The organism is Anaeromassilibacillus sp. SJQ-1 (assembly GCF_046693725.1).
GTDB lineage: Bacteria > Bacillota > Clostridia > Oscillospirales > Acutalibacteraceae > Anaeromassilibacillus.
On sequence record NZ_JBKEIV010000010.1, the window covers coordinates 16,732 to 35,564 of the forward strand.

Consider the following 18,833-nt stretch of genomic DNA (forward strand, 5'->3'; position numbering starts at 1 on the left):
AAGTACCCGTTTTTTTGACTACTTACACTTTTACTCTACAAGAATAGACCATGCCTGTTTGGCAATTATCACGCCTTTTTCTACCACAAATAACCTTTCCACATATCAGCCGAGTCTGATTATAACACAGGCCCCTGATAAAAGCAAAATGGAATCGCCACGACCGACGGCCGAACAATCCCCAAAGGAATCGCCCGGCCGTCCTGTTCGGTTATTTTTTCAGGATCTCCATAAATTCGTCGCCCGTAATCGTTTCCTTTTCCAATAGATAATGTGCCAACGCATGGAGCTTCTCTGTGTGTTCTTTCAAAATAGCAATCGCTTTTTCATGGGCAGAGCGAATCAACTCTAAGACCTCCTGGTCGATCTTTGCGGCAGTTTCTGGCGAACAGGTCAAAGAGGCGTCACCCCCTAAATATTGATTGCTTACGGTTTCAAGTGCCATCATATCAAAAGCCTTGCTCATACCAAGACGGGTCACCATAGAACGAGCAAGCTTTGTGGCCTGCTCAATATCATTGGACGCCCCGGAGGTATAGGAACCAAAGATCAACTCCTCCGCCGCGCGGCCTCCCGTCAACGTAGCAATCTTATTAAACGCCTCTTCACGGGACATCAGAAACCTTTCTCCCTCTTCCACCTGCATGGTGTAGCCCAGGGCTCCCGAAGTTCGAGGGATGATTGTGATCTTATGCACAGGGGCTGAATCGCTTTGCATGGCGGCGACCAACGCATGTCCAATTTCATGGTAAGCGACAATTTCTTTTTCTCTCGGGGAAATCACTGCACCTTTACGTTGATAACCCGCAATGACAACCTCTACACTCTCTTCCAGATCCGCTTGTGTCACACTGAAATGGCCGCAACGTACTGCACGCAGGGCCGCCTCATTGATGATATTGGCTAACTCTGCACCAGAAGCTCCTGCTGTTGCACGGGCAATTGCATTGTAGTCGATGTCCGGCGCTACCTTGATCTTTTTGGAATGGACTTTTAGAATTGCTTCTCGTCCAGCCAAATCAGGCAATTCCACTGGAATCCGGCGGTCAAAACGTCCCGGACGCAGGAGTGCACTATCCAGAGAGTCGGGCCGGTTTGTGGCTGCCAAAATCACAACGCCTTTCTTTCCATCGAAACCGTCCATCTCTGTCAACAGCTGATTTAAGGTTTGTTCTCGTTCATCATTTCCACCTATGCCACCGCTCTCGCGTTTCTTTCCAATGGTATCGATTTCATCGATGAATACAATACAGGGCGCTTTTTCCTGGGCCTGTTTAAATAAGTCTCTCACTTTTGCTGCACCCATTCCGACAAACATCTCCACAAACTCTGAGCCGGAAATCGAAAAAAACGGCACATTTGCCTCTCCTGCCACCGCCTGTGCCAAAAGGGTTTTACCGGTTCCGGGAGGGCCCACTAGCAAAGCGCCCTTTGGCAAAGCTGCGCCAATATCGGCATACTTAGAGGGATTGTGTAGAAAATCTACGATTTCAGAAAGCGCTTCCTTTGCTTCATCCTGTCCAGCCACATCGGTAAAAGTTTTGCCGGTCTTGGCCTCTACATATATTTTTGCATTGCTCTTTCCGAAAGTCATGGCATTCGGACCGCCCAGTTTCTTCTGCATGTATCGCGTAAGAAGCTGTCCCAAAATAACAAACATGAGGATCGGGAATACCCAGGAAAGGATAAAGGTCAGCAGTGGAGATTCCTCCTTTGGAATCTCTTTGCCATATTGCACGCCAGCTTCCTGCAACCGTTTACTTAGAGTATCTCCATCCTCCATCTTGCCTGTGACAAAAACCGCTTCTTTACCTTTTTCATCCTGGCCGATAAAGGCAATCTTGTCTTCCTGATCCTCCACTTGCGTGATTTTTCCATCATCCAACTGGGACAGAAATGCATCATACGTGACCTCTGTGACACGTGTCCCAAAGAGGCTTGGAAAAACCAATGCATTCAAGAGGAGGAGCACCACCACTACAATTACATAATAGTAGACAAGTGGCTTCTTGGGTGATTTTTGTTCCTTCATTCTACATTTCCTTTCTGATGACTCGCCAACATCTCATGCAACAGTGCGTTAATTTCCTTCAAATCAGAAGCGATCACTTCCATTCGCTCTTTTCCGAGCCTCTGTAGGCAGGAAGCATATCGTTCTTCTGCTAGCCGGTCAATTTCCAGAGCCGCGTCCTGTCCTTTTTCAGATAGGGCAACCTTTACCACGCGTTCGTCCTTTATATCACGAAATCGGATGAGGAATCCTTCCTGTTCCAAACGCTTACACATAGAGGACATATTCCCGCTGGTCACTCCCAGCGCACGTCCAAGGCTGCCGATTGTTTGCGACTCCGGCTCGGCCCAGAGTTCCAGCAAAATACGAAGTTGCATATGTGTTAACCCATAATGGGCGCTGATCGGGCGAAACAATTCGTCCATACCATCGGAAATCTGTCGCGTCAGATCCCATACCATATTTTTAAACGCAATGATCTCCATGCTGCACCTCCGTTGGCAATAATTTGTTCAAATAGTTTTCATTTATATATAATATATTCTATATAGTATATTCACTATAGACTTTTGCAGCACAAAATATGTTACCAGTTTTTGAACTTTTCTTGACGCTTTTGAAAAAGCGGGAAATGGAGATCGACATGAAATTTCATAATGACTGGGAGCGAATCTGCGAATTCTGCAAATTACTTTATGAAGTATCGCAAATCCCCATTCTTATTCTCGACGAGTGCGGTTCCTCGCGCTTCTTCTGTCCTTCTTTACCGGAATTTCAAGGAATTGGCCTTTCCCAATCCATCGCAGAAAATTTGATTGCCCATGCCAAGCAGTGCCCCGTCCTACAAACGTATCATTCCATTTTATCGTATGCTTGTATTTCTTTTTTCCGGGACAACCGCCCTTATTATCTCATTTTAGGGCCAGCGCTTTTGGGAGAAATCTCCCAGAGTAAGATCAGCAGTGTTGCCCCACTGTATACCTGTCAGGACACACACCGGCTCTACAATGCGGCAAAGCAACTGCCCATTCACAATACCGTACAGTTTATTCGGTACACGCAGATGTTGCATCTAACGATACTCGGAGAGGGAATCGGCCTCTCCGATTTTTTCATTGCTCAACAAGAACAACTTCCGCAAGAAGCCATCGACCGCGCGCTGGAATCCAGTTATTTTTCCCAGAAAGAGCTGACGAATATGCCGGTCTCTTTTGAACATGAGCAGATGTTCACAGAATGTGTTAAGACTGGGAATACCGCCGAATTGAAGCGATTGTTGGACTCTTACATTTCGGGGACCGCCGGAACACTTTCCTCCAATCCACTGCGGCAAAGCAAGGATACCTGCATCGCCATTGCCGCTGTTATCGCTCGCGCTGCAATCGCCGGCGGGATGAGTGCAGAATCCGCCTGTCGCCTCAGCGATGTCTATGTACAACAAGTGGAATCTTGTACGGAGGTCAAAGACGTTTACATGTTGTGTGCACGCTTAGTATTTGATCTGACCGAACGAGTGGCCAATCTACAAAAGCAGAATACTTATTCCGAACCGGTTACACAGTGCATTCAACATATCACAGATCACCTACATGAAGATCTCTCCCTATCGATTCTTGCCGAACAGGTTCAGCTGAGTCCTCGATACCTTTCCCACCTCTTTAAACAGGAAACAGGTTCTACGATAACCTCCTATATCCAACAGGCACGCGTACGTGAAGCACAAAATCTGCTTCTGTTGTCTGATCAGAGCTTTTTGGAGATCAGCAATTTTTTGCACTTTGTATCCCAAAGCTATTTCATCCAGATCTTTAAGCGCTATACAGGTATGACTCCGCAGCAGTATCGCAAGCGCGGCCAGCGGTTGTCCAAAGCAAACCGCCTCGGCTAACCTTCCCAATTTGTATGTTTGCTTCAAACTTTCTTTTGAATTTCAGATGGAATATTTTATATATTATGTATTTTTATTATATACAAGTCTGATTTTTATCCAGTATCATTGGCATTGCCCAACGGAATACAGGTTAACGTTCTTTTCCTATGAAGGCAGAACCATCCTAAAACATTCCTAGTACTTTTTCATTGGAGGCGATCGGAATTGGAAAAGAAAAAGCACACTTCCCATAATCTAATCGACTTCATCATCAACAAGCGCAACTGGATTGAACGTATTTTTGCGATTGCCGTGATCCTCAGTGCCATCGCTTTCTGCTTTGTCAAGGTTAATTATGACCTAAGCAAATATCTCCCCGACGATGCGCCGTCAAAGGCCGGCCTTAATGTCATGGAAGAGGAATTCGGTTATCCTGGTACCGCGCGCGTGATGGTTGGAGAGGTTTCACTCTATGAAGCAAAACTGTATAAAGACCGTATTGCTGACATCGACGGCGTTAACATGGTTTCTTGGGCCGATACGGCAACCGATGTCTATCAGTCCAACCTATTCGTCAATTATGACAATATCGAAGACTACTACAAAGACGGTTATGCTGTCATGGACATCATTTTTGACGAGGGGGATTCCGACCCCAAAACGCATGATGCCATCCAAGAGATTGAGGACATCACTGGCGACAAAGGATACTTGATGGGGTCGGCTGTACAAAACAAATCCCTGGATGAGACTTTGACACGGGAAATTGCGATTGCTATGGTAATGGGCGTCATCATGATCGCAGTCATTCTCTGTTTGACCACAACATCCTGGTTTGAGCCGTTCCTCTTCCTGTTCATTATGGGGGTTGCCATCATCATCAATATGGGGACCAATATCTTTTTAGGCGAAATCTCCTTTCTTACATTCAGTACAGCCGCTATTTTACAGTTGGCCATTGCTATGGATTACTCGGTCTTTCTGCTGCACTCCTTCACAAGAGAGCGGCATGCGGGGATTGAACCGGTGCAAGCAGTTGCAAATGCGGTGAGAAGTTCTGTAACGTCCATTCTGTCCAGCGGAGCAACCACAATTGTAGGATTCCTTGTCCTGATGCTAATGCGGTTTAAAATCGGGTTCGATATGGGGCTGGTACTTGCAAAAGGGATTGTCATCAGCCTGTTGACTGTTTTATTGCTGATGCCAGCCCTGTTGCTCCGCTGGGGCGACAAAATCGAACGAACCGCACATCGTTCTTTTATGCCCTCTTTTGAAGGGCTTGGCAAAGTCGTCTTTAAGGTTCGCTATGGAGTCTTGATTCTAGTCGCTCTACTTGTTGTTCCAGCATTCACAGCCCAAAATATGAACCAATTCCGCTATGGAAATGGTGCGTTGGGTTCCAGCCCTGGGACAAAAGTTTATGAAGACGAACAAGCAATCAACACACGCTTTGGGCGCAGCAATCTTGTACTCGCATTGATTCCCAACACCAATAATGTGACGGAACGTGCCCTCACCCAAGAATTACAGGATTTAAAATATGTCAAATCCGTCACATCGTTGGCCGGCACCTTGCCCGAAGGAGTTCCCGAGGATTTTCTCCCTGAGTCCCTCACCAGTCAGCTCCATACGGATCACTACAGCCGTATGCTGATCTACCTAAAGACGAAGGACGAAAGTACATATGCCTACCAGTGTACTGATGAAGTTCGATCCATTGTTGAATCCTATTATCCAGAAGATTCCTACCTGGTTGGTATGACGCCTTCCACGCAGGATATCCAATCCATCATCACGAATGACTACAATTTTGTCAACGTTCTTTCCTTGTTAGGCGTCGCCATTGTGATTCTTTTTACGTTCCATTCTGCGATTATTCCAATTGTCGTGATGATTCCCATTGAAGTGGCCATTTTTTTCAATATGGCTATGCCGTATTTGACCGGCGATACCATGATTTATATGGGTTATATTATCGTAAGTTGCTTGCAGCTGGGTGCAACGGTGGACTACTCCATTCTGATGACCAACAACTACTTGGATGCGCGTACGAATCTCCCCAAAAAAGAGGCGGCGATTCATGCAATTGCACAAAGTGCATTGTCCATCCTCACCTCGGGCTCTATTCTGACGATTGTAGGATATGGTTTGTACTATATTTCAACTGTATCCGCTATTGCCGATATGGGACATCTCGTTGGACGAGGCGCCCTTTTGAGCCTAACGTTAGTGCTATTCCTTCTCCCGGTTTTGTTGGTATTAAGCGATCAACTTGTATTTAATCAAATGTATCGCCGCGCACAATACGAAAAACTACGAGCAGCAAAAATGCGAAAAGTACAGCTTACGTTGGAATCGAAACGCCGGATGCGCCGACGTGCCATTCGGAAAGCGATGCGTTTTCATAAACGAAAAGCTTGGCTAGAAAAACGCAAACAAAAGAAATCGCAAAAATCGCTTGAACACGCGAACGAAGCTTGGAAGGAGGATTCCCATCATGAAGAAAAGTAACCGTTTTCTCGCCTATATTTTGAGTTTGTCCATGCTACTTCCCATTGCAACGGTTCCTGCACATGCGGCCAATATACCGGTCACAACGGACGAAGCTGTCTATGTCAACATGGACTACTATGGTGCTATCACTGGAACGAGTGTTGTCAAAGGATGTAGTCTCAATGGCAATCGGGAATTCACCGACTATGGTTCTTATACAAAGGTTACGAACATGTCGGGGTATGATCAACCGGAATTGACAGATGACGGCGTTGTTTGGAAGTTGTCTCCAGACACAAAGGAACACTTCTTCTATGAATGTACGCCGAAGCAGAACAGCATCGTCCTTCCGTGGACGTTCAAAGTCTCGTATAAGCTCAATGGCGTCCCCACGGAAGCACCCAAGCTGGCTGGCGCATCCGGACTCGTTGAAATTAGCATTGAGTGTATCCCTAACGGCAGTGCGGAAGCTTACTATCAAAATAACATGCTCCTGCAAGCTGCTACGATGGTCAACGTCGAAGATGTTCTCAGTATAGAGGCGCCGGGTTCGCAAACCCAATCCATTGGTACGTATAAGGCTATCCTGTTCGCAGCGCTTCCCGGTGAGCATACCACTTTTACCATTCGTATTGGTACAGATTGTTTTGAAACCCCCGGCATAGTCATGTTGATGATTCCCGGAACCCTAGAGCAAATGAAGGAGATTAAGACATTAAAGGAAGCCAAAGACACCATCGGCGATTCGGCCGATTCCATCTATACCAGCCTGGATCGCATATTGGAAGTCCTGGATGATATGTCTGGCAGCTTAAAAATGACACAGGAGGGTTTGCAATCGCTTCAACAGGCCCGTGCATCCATCCAGTCCGCCAAAGGGGATCTATATGAGGAAGCGGACGCCTCTTTAAACAATTTGGACGCACTCTCTCAAAAAATCGTAGCGTTAGTCCCCCATTTACAAAACGGGGAACAGCTGGTCAACGATGTCAATGCAGACATCAATTCCATGATAAAAACCACGGACTTCCTTCGCACCGACCTAGACAGTCTATACCAATCACTCTCCCAGTTACAAAACCGCATGGAAGACTTACAGGAGGCATTGAACAACGCTACCATCAGCCGTAAGCACCTTTCTAACCTCCAGGATGCCATTGAAGATGTAACGGGTTCGGTTCTCCCATTTGAAGATGATCTGAATGACTTACAGGATGCCATCGATCAACAGGAGGACCCCCTTGGAAAGCTTCAAGCCAGCCTTCAAGGCGCTTACGATCAACTGAATCAGGTAATCGAAGATCTCACGCAACAAGGAGTTTCCGATACGCTTTTGGCTCCGCTGAAAAAGTATCGCGACCAATTGGGACAAAATATCGCAAAGCTAGATCAAACCCGTAAGAAGCTGAGCGATCTTTTTGAAAATATCCGTAACACAATTGGTTCTTTAGATGGACTCGGCCGTTCTATAGATGATCTTTTGGAGGACTTAAAAGGGCTATCTGACTTGGATTCTGCTGCCGATGTCATCGGTGAACTCAACCGTTCTGGCACTTCATTAAAAGCAGCCATTGATACTTGCTCCTCTTTTCTTTCTACGGTTGCGACTTTAAATGAGACGCTCAATCAATACAAGGAAGGAACGCGCTCTCTTCTATCGGACTGTTCCGAACTGACGGCACAGCTCAGTTCAACACTGACCAGCACCTCTGCGTTCCTACAGGATCTGAAAACCTTGATGAAAGAAAGTGGAGAACATTTGAATTCTGGAACGCAACAGACTTTGGATGGATTAATCGGCGCACTTTCCCAAGCATTGAATGCCTCGGACAGCACCACCGACCTTCGTAATGCAAATGGTTCAATCAAGGAAGCTGTGGATGATCAGTTAGGTCAGTACGAAGATGACAGCAAATTCCTAAATTTGGATGCAGAAGAAGAAATGATCTCCTTCACCTCCCGTAAAAATCCCACGCCCTCGAGCATCCAAGTGATTTTGCGGACGGAAGAGATCTCCGTCGATGATACAGAAGAATCCATCGAAGACCTCGATCCAGATGAGCAGCCCACCAACTTTTGGGACCGCGTGGTAAACATTTTTAAGCAATTGTGGCAATCCATATGCTCCTTGTTCCAATAAATTTATTAGAACAAGTGTATAACGCCGGATACCATGGGCATCCTATGGCATCCGGCGTTTGTTCGGTCAAATGATAGATAAAACAAAACGGTCTTTTCTTTACTTCGCTCGCGGCGCGTATTATAATGGGCTTGAGGAGTGAACGATATGAATTTCAAACAGCTCGTAGAAGATTCTAAATTGACCAAGCGAGTCATTTTGGTCGTTACCTATACCGTTTTATTGATCTTCGCGCTGTTCCATTTGGACAAGCTTTTTGGCTTTATCCTCTCGATCTTTTCGCTTGCATCCCCATTTTTTATTGGTATTGCAATTGCCTTTGTGGTCAATGTTATTCTAAAGTTCTACGAAGAAAAGGTCTTTCTATTTTTAAACAAAAAAGATCTGAAACTGTGGAACAAATGCCGCCGCGCAGTATGTGTCGTGCTCTCTTTTTTAACATTAATCGTCATTCTCGGGGCAATTATCCTATTTGTGGTTCCGGAGCTCGTATCATCTCTGGAAGTCCTCGTGAAAAATGCTCCGACATATATCAATCGCCTTTCCAACGAGATTATTCGCCTGCTGCAAAAGTACAATGTTACACAGGAACAGATTAATTCCATCTCCATCGACTGGGCCTCCCTTTTATCCAAGGCAACAGAGGTCACCTCGAACTTTATGGGGTCGATCTTCAATATTACGGCCAGTGTAGCGAATGGCATTTTCACTATGGCAATGAGTTTCATATTCTGTATGTATATGCTGTTTGGCAAGGAAAAGCTTACGACACACTTAAAACGACTTTTATATGCTTTCCTTCCCAACCGCGCCGCCAGGCGTACCATCGAAATATCCAGTATGGCCAATCGTATTTTTTCCAATTTTGTGCGAGGACAGCTTACAGAGGCCTGCATTTGGTTTTTCCTGGTGTATATTGGTTTGAGCATTCTACGTCTCCCCTATGCCATATTGATTAGTTCAATCGTTGCTCTGTGCAGCTTAATCCCCATCATTGGTCCTTATATTTCCATGTTTACTGCTGGTTTTATTCTCCTGTTGGTGAATCCCTGGTACACTGTTACCTATATTGTCTTTTTCCTGATTCTTCAACAGATCGAGGGCAATTTGATTTATCCCCGCGTGGTAGGTACTTCGATTGGCCTGCCGCCCATCTGGGTTCTGCTTTCAATTATTCTATGTGGCAATTTGTTTGGGATCGTCGGTATCCTTTTAGGAATTCCGACCTTTTCCGTCCTGTACACGCTTCTGCGCGAATCGGTCCGCAGACGTCTGTATAAAAAGGGTTTTACAAAGGAACAGATGCAATTTCGTGGTTCTCTGGAAAAGCGCTCTGACCATACCCCAAAAACAACTTCTCTTGAAACAGATGAGGAATGTCCTCAGGATCGATAATGTTTGCTGTTTTGTTTGAAATCCTACTGACTCTATTGCGTTTTGAAGGATTTCCGTATTTGTGTGAACAAAAACCCCGCAAGAATCCCAGTGGATTCTGCGGGGTTTCTCTTTTACAAGCTAGATGAATTTTGCGAATCCATAAGTACAGACAGCTGGTTATCTCTCCAACACTTATAACACATGCCGATATAGCTCTCATTTCCGCCAATAAAAATCTGTTCCCCTTCCTTGACAATTTTTCCATTGTGGATACGGGCATTCACTTCAGCCTTTCTGCCACAGCGGCACACTGATTTGATCTCAGAAAGAGAATCCGCTAGTTCAAATAAGCGTTTACTCGCTGGAAACATTTTTGTCTGGAAATCGGTCTTTAATCCAAAGCACAACACAGGAATAGCATCCACGGCAAGATCCTTCAGCTGTTCAACCTGCTCTGGCGTGAGAAACTGTGCCTCATCCACAATCATTACTTGATAATCACGATGCGCTCTATACCACTCCAACAGGTTGACCGTCCGATCAATCACATAACACTTTTGTTCCAGTCCTATGCGTGATTTAACAATATCTACCCCATCGCGGTCGTCTAAGCTGGGCTTCAATAACGCGACACGGTACCCTTGTTCTTCATAATTGAATTTTACCATTAGGGCATTGGCGGACTTCGAACTATTCATCGCTCCATACTTGAAATATAACTTTGGCAATCGTCATCCTCTCCCCATTTCATCTCTTGTTTATTATAGCGCGTTTAAGGGCAAAAGCAAGCAGTCATCCGCTCCTTTATGGGAACAGTGATTGCCGAATCGATTCGAGAGTCGCATTATAGAGGCTATATTTGCAATAACCTACATTCCTTTGATACTTTTTGTTTTATAATTGACTGATTTTAATAAAGTGATATAATGTATTTTATACACAATATTTATCAAAAAATCCTCTATTTTCTATCTTATTCATCACATCAAGGAGGAAACCAGCATGTATTCTCTCATGATCGTAGACGCTGACCGCAATTTCAGTAAAACACTTCAACAGCTCCTCCCTTGGAAAGATCTTGGTTTTGAAATCATCAGCAGTATTACCGATGGGCAAGAAGCGCGCGAAGCGGCAGCAATCTTAAAACCGGATGTACTCATCACAGACATACACCTCCCTTCTTTGGACGGCCTCTCTCGGCAAAAGCGCTTCGAGAAGGAAATCCACTGACAAAGCTTATCATTTTAACCGCCGAACACGACTTTCGTTATGCACAAGAGGCCATTACTTACCATGTAGAACGCTATTTATTAAAACCTGTCCAAGCAGGAGAACTGGAAGAAACCATGCGCAAGGTCCGAGAATCGCTGGATGCACGCCCTTTAAGCCGTCGGGAGATTCTCAACTCCCTCTTTAACGGACAGCGCGATGAAGCGCTTTACTCCATCATTCGTTCGGGCGATAAAGCAGCAGCCTCTGCCTTTATTGATGAGATCTTTTTAAATATGTCTGCGCCGGGCGTCTCTTTATCAGAATGTCAAATGCAGGTGATTCAGCTGTACTTTATCATTGCGCGCACGGCTAAAAAATTAATTCCAGAGTTTGATCTAAATGTTGAACGCAATTTGACTCTAATTATGCAGATCTTCAGTGAAGAATCGCCCAAGAAATTCAGGCGTGGCTCCGGCGGCTCTGCCACAATGTGATGGATTATGTCGCCTATCAGCTCTGTGATAACGATGCCTCTCTCTCCTCCCGCGGATATAACTATCTGAAGAAGCACTATGCAGATCCGGATTTATCCTTAAAAACAGTCAGCGAGCACTTACATATCAGTTCCAATTACTTTAGCAGTATTTTTAAAAAAGCTATGGGGGATTCTTTCACCAATGTGCTGAATCAAATTCGAATGGAGCATGCGAAAGAACTTCTCTTATCCAGCAATAAAAAGATCTTGGAAATCGCACATGCGGTCGGCTATACCGATCCCCATTATTTCAGCTTCTGCTTTAAGAAGCACTTTGGTGAATCTCCCAATGAAGTTCGCCATGTAAAACGCAGATAAGTTCAAAAAGGAGGACCGCCCCAAAGAAATCTTTGGGCGGTCCTCCTTTTTCTCAAATTCATTCTCCAATGATTTTAATCAAAGCATGTTTATCGCGCTTTCCATCAAACTCAAAATAGAAAATTTGCTCCCACGTTCCAAAATCCAAGCGGCCATTTGTAACAGCTACCACCACCTCGCGTCCCATAACGGTTCTCTTTAAATGGGCATCCGCATTGTCCTCAAAACCGTTGTGTTGATATTGGTCATACGGCTTCTCTGGAGCAAGCTTTTCCAACCAAACCTCATAATCGTGGTGGAGCCCCGCTTCATCGTCATTGATAAAAACGCTTGCTGTAATGTTCATTGCGTTTCACAAGAATCAAACCCTCTTGAATTCCACTCTCGCGTAGCGCTTCCTCCACTTGTGGCGTGATATTTACCAGCCCTCTGCGCCTCGGGACATGGAACCACAGCTCTTTCCGATAAGATTTCATTGTTCATGCCTCTTTTCACGTTTTTTCCATCTTATCATACTCACCGTGGAAAAGGCAATCCCCCTGTCACCTCTGGCTCCACCGCTTCAACAGAGGAAAATACGCCATCATCGCTCTTTTGGCTTCCGCACGATCTTGATACCTCCCTGCATCCTTTTCTATATCCAAGCAAAAATCAATCATTTGCTCCATTGTACAATCTGCAACGAAAGCGCCGTTTGCATAACAGTAGCAACAATACTCTTTGCTTTTGCTTCCATCCGCATTTGTCCCTCGGTGGCTATCCTCTGTCATTGGCATCCCACAGCTTTGACAAAAATCAGCCAACGCTACATAAATAGCAATATCCGCTTCGTGGCAATCGCTTCCCTCCACAAAAGCGTATTCCTCAAAATCACACGTAAATTTACGCGGGAGTCCTTCCTTCCAAATCTCTTGCCAAAAGCGTTCTACATCTTTTTCTGCACACCCATGAAAAGAAAACTTTGCATACTGCCCGGCAGGAATGGTCACATATCGAGTTCCCTCCTGCATTGAGTCGCCGTCTTGGACTTGTTTGCCCACCCAAGCTTCATAAGATCCACTTACACCATTTTCGTAATGGGTATATAGACCATAGACCGTTTGATTCTTCTTTTCGGCAAGAGAAGTATCAATCTCCTGATAATAACGCTCCCAAAGATTTCCGATTTTTTGCTTCATTTCCGGATCGGCGTTACTGGTCCGTGTCGCAATTCCAGCGATGATCTTTTCCTGTAGGGCCACAACCTCATATTTCATGACAATATCCTTCTTTCTCGGGGAATCCCCCGTTTTTGTTGGAATCAGTATATCCAACAAAATAGGACAGGAGTATGTCATATTAAAAAGCGGTCAGCAATTATTTTTGATACAATTCTGCAACCTTGTGAGCGATATTCGCCATCTGCTCTCGCAGTCTTGTTGGAGAGAGAACCTCGACATGAGCACCAAAAGATAACAGATACCCACAAAGCCAGGGGTCTTCCGGATGCTGTAGATTTACCAAGAAAAAGCCATCTTTATCCCGACAAATTTGTTCCGGCAGAAATTCATCGTATACACGAAACGCCATCGCTGGAGAAAACCTTAGCGTCAAAGAAATCTGCGCTCCTGGTTCATAAGAAGGAACAGCAATCTCCGGGAGTACCGTTCGTTCCCTTACAAAGCGACGGTCGGTTAAGCGAACTTGACGCATTCGAGAAATCTTAAATGTCCGGAAATTATTTTTGCTCAGACAAAATGCCTGCAAGTACCAGCTGCTATTTCGAAAATGCAGTTTTAAGGGCTCAACACAACGCTGTGTTGTCTCGCCCAAGCTATTTGAATAACAAAACTCCAATTCTCGGTGCTCCAGGATTCCCGTCTTGATCTGGCTAAAAATTTCCCGTTCTGCCGGTCCCCCATTCCATGTTGAAAAATCTACATCGATCCAGTCCGTCCCATGTTTTTGAAACAAGCCATTTAGGCGCGTTAAAACCTGTGTGTCTTGCATATTGGCAGCCCGCAGGCTTTGTAAGGCAAATAAAATCTCATCCTGCTCTTCAGAGGATAAAAGGGAACGCTCTAATACAAAATGGGGTAGCAAGCGAATTCCACCGCCCCTACCCTTACTGGCATAGATCGGAATCCCCGCGCCAGACAATAAATCAATATCACGATAAATCGTTCTTGGAGAAACTTCAAATCGTTCTGCCAATTGGGCCGCCGTCATGCTTTTATGTTCCATCAACAGATATAAAATCGTAAAGAGTCGATTTGTCTGCATGCGCTGCTCCTTTCAAGCAGAATTTCAAAGCAAAAGAACAAGACTGTCCTCTTTTCTGCTTAAATCATTTATACGAAGAGTCCTGTTTCTGGCCTGAAGCCAAGACGGTTTCAGCCATTCTCTGCACACTCGGTAACATCTCTTCCGCCCACGAGTATTCAAACAAATACTCTCCTGCAAAAGATGCTGCGGTTTGAAGATCTCCATCTACCAATCGAAAATAATCGCAGTCAAATCGCTCACAATTGATACCAATTTTTCCTCGAACGGATATAAGCGCTTCTCCCAGTCCGACTTTCTCCAATGCCTGTCGCAGGTACATACACGCTTTCCGATATTTTGCTTTGACCTTACTGTCGTACTGTTCTTCTTCCCACAGGGTCCCTATAATTGAATCCATATCCACCAGCGCCCCATCCTGGCTCACCAAAAAAGCAAAAAGTTCCTTTGCCTTACTGCTTCGAAAGTCCACCGGCTTGTCATCAACAAACAAACCAAAACGTCCAAACGTGCGAATAAAGGCCTTTTTCTTTTCAACAGGTCTCACGATTCGGCTCACTTTGTCAATCGCCTTTCTCACCGCTTTGGGCTCAAAGGGTTTCAAGATGTAACCATAAGCATCCTCATTGAAAGCATCTAATGCATACTGCTTATAACCCGTCACAAAAACGACGGCAATCCGATCGTTGATCGCATGCAGCCGATGAGCCAGATCCAGACCTCGAATCCCCGGCATCTCGATATCCAAAAATGCCAAATCGATTGGATGACTTTCTGCATACGCTAAAGCCTCCGCTGCATGCAAAAAACGTCCAACAATCTGTACATCCTCAAATTGCTCGCAGGTATCTGCCAGTTCTTCCACTGCCAACGGTTCATCATCAACAATCATCGTCCTCATCAAAGAGCCGCGCCTCCTGTTCTGGTATTTGAATGACCTGCCTTGTCCCTTGATTCACCACACTTTGAATGTCCAGCTCCGCATTCAATAAGGTTTTCAAACGATAACGAAGGTTCTTAATCCCAATTCCACCAAAAGAAGGCGATTGTAGGTGTTCCATCTCAAATCCCACCCCATCGTCCAGAATTTCAATCCAGATAAAGCCATCCTTTTGATAGGTAATCAGCGAAACGGTTCCCCCCTCTATTTTTTTACAGATTCCATGCCGCACTGCATTTTCTACCAAGGGTTGGACTGTCAACGGCGGCACCATAAAATTACTGCATCGAATATCCCAATGAACGTGCAAACGTTCGCCAAAACGCATTTGTTCAATATTTAGATAAGCGCGTATATTCTGTAATTCCTCTTCAAATAAAATCGGTTCGGTACTTTCAATGGAATCCATGTTGCCGCGCAAATAGGTCGAAAAATCATAAACCGCCTTTTCTGCCTTTTCCGGTTCTTTTCGACAGAGCACCTTGATTGCCAGAAGCGCATTATAGAGAAAATGGGGCTGTATTTGATGCAAAGCAAGGTTGATCTGAGCCTTTTGCAACTCAACACGCATCTCGGCTACCTTTAATGCCTCATTTTGGATGGCGTTCAAACGTTTTCCATCCATATATTTGATCGCGATTGTTAAGCAGACTAACCCGATGGGAAATGCAAAGCTGTCGTCGATCAAAAAGAGCCCTGACAAAGCCATATCTCCCAGGAAACTTCCCACATACACACAGAGGCAACCAATATAATACGGGAAAAAATAAGGATTGGCGGAGCGGTCCTCCTGAAGAATTGGCACCACCATTACAGCGAAAAAGATCGGCGCTAATAGTAAATCGAATATCACCCACCACCAGGTAATGTGGAAAATTAATCCAACACTGATCGTAATGAAATAATCTGTAAGAACCAACATAGATACGCAGAACACACGCCGCCTCCTTTTTCGGGCTGTTGACGCCCTGGGGGCGGCACAAATCAAAATCACCCAGGCTGCTGCGCCAAAGATGTGAAAAGGAAACAGCATATAATCAAACGGCACAGGAGACCACGAACACAGCGCGGAAAAGATAGGTCCTCTGGAAAAACTCTTTATTAGAAATAATAGCATCAGAAGAAGGATGGATATAGAGTAGCCGCTTCGCGGCTTTAGAATGAGATCCATTGCATAGAAAATAATAAAAACAATCGCAATTCCCATTAGCAGAGAGCTAAAGATCATGTCCCGCTCTGCGTTTCGTTCATACGTAGAACGATCAATCAAAATAGGGGTCAAACACAATCCAGGATACACCCGGCTTGATACCTCGATCACCAATTCACATTCAGAAGAGCGCAAAGGAAGAGTGGTTTCTTCCTTTAAACTTGGAAAAACTTCAATATTCCGCAGATTTTTCAAAACAGTTCCGCTTCCAGAAAACGGTTCCCCATTTAAAAACACTCGGTAAGCCGATGGAAGATTTGGGACAACCACTAACACATCTGCTTCGGGGGACAGTTTATCATCCGCAACCGATAGCTGGCATATCCTTTTGAAGGCAAATAATGTCCATCTTGTTTTTGTTGTGTCCAATAGGATGGAACGGACATCAAACCATCGGGTTCCTCTCCCTCTAAATGATCGGTCACCAAAAGCTTCTGCCAAAAAAACTCCCATTCGCCATCTAAAAAAATAGGTTCCCCTGTGTTAAAATCGACTCCGCGCAAGTCCACGGTGCTATTTTCGATATGGGGCACATCTTGTCCACGCGATAGTTCCAAGACATGGAAAACAAACATCGCGCCGATGGTCAGAAAACACAGACAAGCTGTCCAGATAAACCTTCGATTTTCTCTTCGTAAAACTTTCATGTGCGTGCCTCTTTTCAACGGGACCTCCCTATTTTTAGTCTAACGTAGTTTGTAAAGTTCAAAATTCTACTGAATAATCATTTCCAATAATTTCTTAAGAATTTATTTTTTTATATCTCGTAGGTGCCTTGTTATTAAAAATAGTTTATGATATGCTAAAAAATATACAAATTTGTGTTATTTATTTCAGGTGATATATGTGAAAAAAACGAATTATTTTGCCGTACTTCTCTGTTTACTCTTGGGTTTAACCTCTTGTTCCTCTCCACAACCCCTTTCTGTGGACAATACACATCCCAAAGTTTTGCGATATGCGCTATTACAAGAGCCAAGTACTTTAGACCCACAAAAGGTGGACGCCACTTCTGAAGCAACCATTGCGTACCACATTTATGAGGGATTGATGCGCACTTACGGAGATCAGCTTCTTTATGGAATTGCAAAATCTTATGAAATCTCCACAGATGGATTGGTATATACCTTCCACCTGCGGGACGCATTTTATTGCGATGGAACACCCGTACGCGCACAGGATTTTGTCTATGCAATTCAACGTATGTTGGCAGATGAGAACTCAACCCGCCCCTTTATGGCATATCCTATCAAAAACGCGGCAGAGGTTCATAAAAAGGAACTCTCAGAGGAATATTTAGGAGTTCGCGCAATTGATGATGCAACATTACAATTTATTTTAGAAAATCCCACCCCTTATTTCCTACAACTTTTGGCATTGCCAACGTTCAGTCCGATTCCTTCTGAAAAAGAGAGCTCTGAAATAGGCAAATACTCTCTTTCCAATGGACCATTCCGCCTAAAGGAGTGGAAGCAAAATGATTCTATCCTTTTGGAAAAGAATCCTTATTATTGGGATGCCGATAAGATTCAATTGGATCAAGTCGAGATCGTTATTTCCACTGACTTTAACAAGCTTTATCAGATGTTTCTCGATCAAAAACTGGACGTTATGCCTGTCGCTACCACCGACGTATCCCCAGATATGACCCCTTATATTCATTACTACTTTAATGGTGCGAATGATTTTATTCGCTTAAATATGGACGGAAGCTGCCCCTTAAACAACAAAAATCTACGTTTAGCTCTCAACTATGCACTTAATCGGAACGACTACGTTGATTCTCTTGGTTCTGACGATGTAACTGCCAGCGCACGCTATGTTCTCCCTATTCTCCCCGGCGCTCACAAAACCTTTGGAGAAGAATACCCCTTGGAAGCATTTCCATTGAATGGAGATACACAAAAGGCACGAAATTATCTAAAAACGGCTCTACAAGAACTGGATCTTGAAAGAGCAGAGGATATTCAATTGGAATTATTGGTTACAGACGATTATTGGTCCGTAACAGAAGCACAAATTATTGAAAAGCAGTTGGAAGAAACGCTCGGGATTCAAATTGATATCTTGTCTGTTCCCTACAACACACATATGAATTTGGATACCATTCATAAATTTGAAATGTCACTCTCCGGTTGGATTCCTGAATACGCGGACCCGGCAACCTATCTGGAACTTTGGACATCGGATTCCTCCTATAACTGTGCCAGTTATTCGAGTGAAGAGTACGACGAATGTTTTCAAACGGCTAATCGCCAAATGGACCCGCAGAGCCGGATGAGTCTACTTGCACAAGCTGAAACGATCTTGTTAGAAGACGCCGCCTTGATACCTCTTCAAATACGCCAAAGCGCCTTACTAAAAAATCCTAAATTAATCAACTTTGAAACTTATTATATCAATGCGGAATATGAGTATATTTATGCAGATTTTACTTCGTAACCGGTCGTGAAAGAAAGAAGCGC

The 18,833-nt window shown here is 44.5% G+C and carries 16 protein-coding genes and 1 pseudogene; 8 read left to right on the plus strand and 9 right to left on the minus strand.

Features of this window, described 5'->3' with window-relative positions:
• Window positions 1–211: 211 nt before the first annotated feature.
• Entirely contained in the window at window positions 212–2,032 is a 1,821-nt protein-coding gene (ftsH, locus tag ACGCCZ_RS03075; protein WP_411655269.1) for an ATP-dependent zinc metalloprotease FtsH, read from the minus strand.
• Window positions 2,029–2,496, minus strand: a complete 468-nt coding sequence (locus tag ACGCCZ_RS03080) for a MarR family winged helix-turn-helix transcriptional regulator (protein WP_054324125.1) — start codon at window positions 2,494–2,496, stop codon at window positions 2,029–2,031. Before ACGCCZ_RS03080 ends, ftsH begins: the two co-directional genes overlap by 4 nt.
• Window positions 2,497–2,627: 131 nt before the next feature.
• Between ACGCCZ_RS03080 and ACGCCZ_RS03085 the strand changes: the two genes are divergently transcribed.
• The 4 genes from ACGCCZ_RS03085 (at window position 2,628) to ACGCCZ_RS03100 (ending at window position 9,909) form a co-directional block, all read left to right on the plus strand.
• Window positions 2,628–3,899 carry an AraC family transcriptional regulator gene (locus ACGCCZ_RS03085; RefSeq protein ID WP_411655270.1) on the plus strand — a complete coding sequence of 424 codons (1,272 nt, stop codon included), beginning with the start codon at window positions 2,628–2,630 and terminating at the stop codon, window positions 3,897–3,899.
• A gap of 207 nt (window positions 3,900–4,106) precedes the next feature.
• On the plus strand, window positions 4,107–6,392 hold the full coding sequence (locus ACGCCZ_RS03090; RefSeq protein ID WP_054324127.1) for an efflux RND transporter permease subunit: 2,286 nt from the start codon (window positions 4,107–4,109) through the stop codon (window positions 6,390–6,392).
• The gene (locus ACGCCZ_RS03095) at window positions 6,379–8,514 is read left to right on the plus strand and encodes a hypothetical protein (RefSeq protein WP_411655271.1); all 2,136 of its coding nucleotides are present in this window, start codon (window positions 6,379–6,381) and stop codon (window positions 8,512–8,514) included. Before ACGCCZ_RS03090 ends, ACGCCZ_RS03095 begins: the two co-directional genes overlap by 14 nt.
• 147 nt (window positions 8,515–8,661) lie before the next feature.
• The gene (locus tag ACGCCZ_RS03100) at window positions 8,662–9,909 is read left to right on the plus strand and encodes an AI-2E family transporter (RefSeq protein WP_054324130.1); all 1,248 of its coding nucleotides are present in this window, start codon (window positions 8,662–8,664) and stop codon (window positions 9,907–9,909) included.
• A gap of 113 nt (window positions 9,910–10,022) precedes the next feature.
• Here ACGCCZ_RS03100 and ACGCCZ_RS03105 read toward each other — a convergent pair whose 3' ends face one another.
• Window positions 10,023–10,619, minus strand: a complete 597-nt coding sequence (locus ACGCCZ_RS03105; protein WP_054324131.1) for a thymidine kinase — start codon at window positions 10,617–10,619, stop codon at window positions 10,023–10,025.
• Window positions 10,620–10,893: 274 nt separating this feature from the next.
• On the opposite strand from ACGCCZ_RS03105, the gene ACGCCZ_RS03110 reads away from it, so the two are divergent.
• The 3 genes from ACGCCZ_RS03110 (at window position 10,894) to ACGCCZ_RS03120 (ending at window position 11,956) form a co-directional block, all read left to right on the plus strand.
• A complete protein-coding gene (locus tag ACGCCZ_RS03110; protein ID WP_411655272.1) occupies window positions 10,894–11,121 on the plus strand; it encodes a response regulator in 228 nt (75 codons plus the stop codon).
• 116 nt (window positions 11,122–11,237) lie between these two features.
• Window positions 11,238–11,597 carry a hypothetical protein gene (locus ACGCCZ_RS03115; RefSeq protein WP_411655273.1) on the plus strand — a complete coding sequence of 120 codons (360 nt, stop codon included), beginning with the start codon at window positions 11,238–11,240 and terminating at the stop codon, window positions 11,595–11,597.
• Window positions 11,597–11,956, plus strand: a complete 360-nt coding sequence (locus ACGCCZ_RS03120) for a helix-turn-helix transcriptional regulator (RefSeq protein WP_411655274.1) — start codon at window positions 11,597–11,599, stop codon at window positions 11,954–11,956. The genes ACGCCZ_RS03115 and ACGCCZ_RS03120 overlap by 1 nt, the downstream gene beginning before the upstream one ends.
• A gap of 58 nt (window positions 11,957–12,014) precedes the next feature.
• Here the strand turns inward: ACGCCZ_RS03120 and ACGCCZ_RS03125 are convergent.
• From ACGCCZ_RS03125 to ACGCCZ_RS03150, 6 genes and pseudogenes are all read right to left on the minus strand, one after another.
• A pseudogene (locus ACGCCZ_RS03125) lies at window positions 12,015–12,432 on the minus strand (secondary thiamine-phosphate synthase enzyme YjbQ).
• 66 nt (window positions 12,433–12,498) lie between these two features.
• Window positions 12,499–13,212 (minus strand): zinc ribbon domain-containing protein, encoded by a 714-nt coding sequence (locus tag ACGCCZ_RS03130; RefSeq protein WP_054324133.1) that lies wholly within the window; start codon window positions 13,210–13,212, stop codon window positions 12,499–12,501.
• 100 nt (window positions 13,213–13,312) lie between these two features.
• Complete coding sequence (locus ACGCCZ_RS03135) at window positions 13,313–14,218, minus strand: helix-turn-helix transcriptional regulator (protein WP_054324134.1); 906 nt, start codon at window positions 14,216–14,218, stop codon at window positions 13,313–13,315.
• A 64-nt stretch (window positions 14,219–14,282) separates the two neighbouring features.
• Entirely contained in the window at window positions 14,283–15,119 is an 837-nt protein-coding gene (locus ACGCCZ_RS03140) for a response regulator (protein ID WP_082402204.1), read from the minus strand.
• On the minus strand, window positions 15,100–16,095 hold the full coding sequence (locus ACGCCZ_RS03145; RefSeq protein WP_411655275.1) for a sensor histidine kinase: 996 nt from the start codon (window positions 16,093–16,095) through the stop codon (window positions 15,100–15,102). The genes ACGCCZ_RS03140 and ACGCCZ_RS03145 overlap by 20 nt, the downstream gene beginning before the upstream one ends.
• 542 nt (window positions 16,096–16,637) lie before the next feature.
• On the minus strand, window positions 16,638–17,015 hold the full coding sequence (locus ACGCCZ_RS03150; RefSeq protein WP_411655276.1) for a hypothetical protein: 378 nt from the start codon (window positions 17,013–17,015) through the stop codon (window positions 16,638–16,640).
• A gap of 403 nt (window positions 17,016–17,418) precedes the next feature.
• On the opposite strand from ACGCCZ_RS03150, the gene ACGCCZ_RS03155 reads away from it, so the two are divergent.
• Window positions 17,419–18,810 carry a peptide ABC transporter substrate-binding protein gene (locus tag ACGCCZ_RS03155; protein WP_411655340.1) on the plus strand — a complete coding sequence of 464 codons (1,392 nt, stop codon included), beginning with the start codon at window positions 17,419–17,421 and terminating at the stop codon, window positions 18,808–18,810.
• Window positions 18,811–18,833 lie beyond the last annotated feature (23 nt).

Bases quoted from the DNA above. Each gene is read 5' to 3' on its own strand.
- ftsH (WP_411655269.1), bottom strand. From the start codon at position 2,032: ATGAAGGAACAAAAATCACCCAAGAAGCCACTTGTCTACTATTATGTA.
- ACGCCZ_RS03080 (WP_054324125.1), bottom strand. From the start codon at position 2,496: ATGGAGATCATTGCGTTTAAAAATATGGTATGGGATCTGACGCGACAG.
- ACGCCZ_RS03095 (WP_411655271.1), top strand. From the start codon at position 6,379: ATGAAGAAAAGTAACCGTTTTCTCGCCTATATTTTGAGTTTGTCCATG.
- ACGCCZ_RS03100 (WP_054324130.1), top strand. From the start codon at position 8,662: ATGAATTTCAAACAGCTCGTAGAAGATTCTAAATTGACCAAGCGAGTC.
- ACGCCZ_RS03110 (WP_411655272.1), top strand. From the start codon at position 10,894: ATGTATTCTCTCATGATCGTAGACGCTGACCGCAATTTCAGTAAAACA.
- ACGCCZ_RS03115 (WP_411655273.1), top strand. From the start codon at position 11,238: ATGCGCAAGGTCCGAGAATCGCTGGATGCACGCCCTTTAAGCCGTCGG.
- ACGCCZ_RS03120 (WP_411655274.1), top strand. From the start codon at position 11,597: ATGGATTATGTCGCCTATCAGCTCTGTGATAACGATGCCTCTCTCTCC.
- ACGCCZ_RS03130 (WP_054324133.1), bottom strand. From the start codon at position 13,212: ATGAAATATGAGGTTGTGGCCCTACAGGAAAAGATCATCGCTGGAATT.
- ACGCCZ_RS03135 (WP_054324134.1), bottom strand. From the start codon at position 14,218: ATGCAGACAAATCGACTCTTTACGATTTTATATCTGTTGATGGAACAT.
- ACGCCZ_RS03140 (WP_082402204.1), bottom strand. From the start codon at position 15,119: ATGAGGACGATGATTGTTGATGATGAACCGTTGGCAGTGGAAGAACTG.
- ACGCCZ_RS03150 (WP_411655276.1), bottom strand. From the start codon at position 17,015: ATGAAAGTTTTACGAAGAGAAAATCGAAGGTTTATCTGGACAGCTTGT.
- ACGCCZ_RS03155 (WP_411655340.1), top strand. From the start codon at position 17,419: ATGCGCACTTACGGAGATCAGCTTCTTTATGGAATTGCAAAATCTTAT.